At 67.3% G+C, this 1848-nt stretch carries 1 protein-coding gene; it reads right to left on the minus strand.

Translation table 11 applies throughout. The features are described from left to right. Window positions 1–1848: family 20 glycosylhydrolase (locus ACI2LP_RS34360; protein WP_404728459.1), on the minus strand; the 1848-nt coding region annotated here is incomplete at both ends.

The raw sequence follows: 1848 nt of genomic DNA on the forward strand, positions 1-1848 counted from the left end.
TTACCGTCTTCGGATCTGGCCCCGGGGACGTCCACGCATCTGCCGCTGGCGACTCCGACGATCGTCGTGCCGGCGGCCTTGGCGTCGTGGAAGACCTGGAATGACCACAGGGAGTAGCCGTACTGGGTGGCGCGCTGGGTTCCGTTCATCCGGATGTACCGTCCGGTGCCGGTGAAGCCGGTGAGCGTCTCGGTGCCGCCGGCTCCGGTAGTTGTCGAGTAGAGCGTTGTCCAGGTCGTGCCGTCGGTGGACATCTGGATCTGGTAGGCCTTGGCGTACGCCGCTTCCCAGGCCAGAACGACGCGGTCGACGGTCTGGACCGAGCCGAGGTCGACTTGCAGCCACTGCGGGTCGGAGAAGGCGCTGGACCAGCGGGTGGCCGGGGCGCCGTCGGTGGCCAGGTCCGCGGTGAAGCCGGTGGAGGACTGGACGCTGGAGGCGGTCGTGAGCTTGTCGTAGGCCATGTCACCCGTGGTCGGCTCGGCGGCCGACCACTTCGGGTTGCGCCCGATCTCGTCCATGATCGGCACGAAGGCGGCGTAAGTCGGGGCGAGCTTCGGGGATCCCCAGGTCATCTGCGCCAGGGCGCGCATGGGGTACTTGATCCCGGCCGCGGTCTGGTCGACGCTCTCGGCGTTCGGGTTGTCGGTCCAGATGTGGATCAGCGAGCCGCGGTTCTTGGCCTTGTTGTCGATCGTGTGGCGGCTCTCGAACAGGTCGGGGTTCCAGGACTCGTACATCCACGGGGTGTCCGGCTTGGCACCGCCGAAGATGTAGTAGGTCGGGGTCCACGATGCGTTGGCGACGGTGCGGCCGGCGTTGACGTGCTCCTGCGGGGTCAGGCCGCTGTTTATCCAGTACTCGACGATGATGTCGGAGTTCGGGGTGACGGTGCCGTCGCCGGAATGGATGCCGTCGTTCCACATCCGCATCGTCTTGCCGTGTGCCCGCACGATGGAGTCGGCCCAGTTGACGAAACCGTAGTAGACATCCTTGGCGGTGGCGTTCGCGCCGTAGTGGGCCCGGGCGTAGCTGCGCAGCTGCGGGTAGGCGTTGAAGTCCGCACGGTACTCGTCGGCGCCCACGTGCCAGTAGGGCGAGGACGTGAACAGCGGCAGGAACTCGTCGATCAGGTCCTTCATCAGCGTGTAGGCCGCCGGGTTGGACAGGTCGATGTCGCTGGCGTTCGGCGTACTGCCGTCCGGCAGGTGCAGCTTGAGCTCGGGATGCGCGGCCAGGACCTGGTCCATGTGCCCGGGCATGTTGATCTCGGGGACGATCGTCACGTGATAGGCGTTGCCCAGCGCGACGAGCCTGGCCATGTCCTGCTTGGTGTAGTGCTCCGGCGAGTTGATCTCCGGATGCGTGCTGCTCTGCAGGCGGAACTCCAGATGCAGGTAGTTCTGCTTCAGGTAGGACATGTCCCGGATCTGGTTCTCGAGCCACTCGACCGGGAAGTGCTTCAGCACGGAGTTGACCATCAGTCCGCGCTCGGGCTTGGTCGGCCAGTCCTGGGCGGTCCCAGCCGGGACCGTCGGGCTCTGGCGCAGCAGTTGAAGGACGGTGCGAGTGCCCCAGAACTCACCGGCGGTGGACGCGCCCTTGATGGTGATGCTCGGCCCGACGGTCATGGTGTAGCCCTCGGCGGGCAGCGACGTCGCGCCGAGGGTGAGGGCGATGTCGCCGGGGGCCGGGGTGCCCTGGACGACGGTGACGGTGCGGCCTGCCAGCGCGGTCAGATCGGCGGCGAAGGTGTTCGCGTCGCCGGTGAGCTGCGCGGCGTAGGCAGGGTCGACGACAACCCGGCTGGTCGTCCCGAAAGCGAACGAGCCGGCGCCGGCCGTCCAG

Source organism: Streptomyces sp. NPDC019890 (assembly GCF_044903445.1).
Lineage (GTDB): Bacteria > Actinomycetota > Actinomycetes > Streptomycetales > Streptomycetaceae > Streptomyces.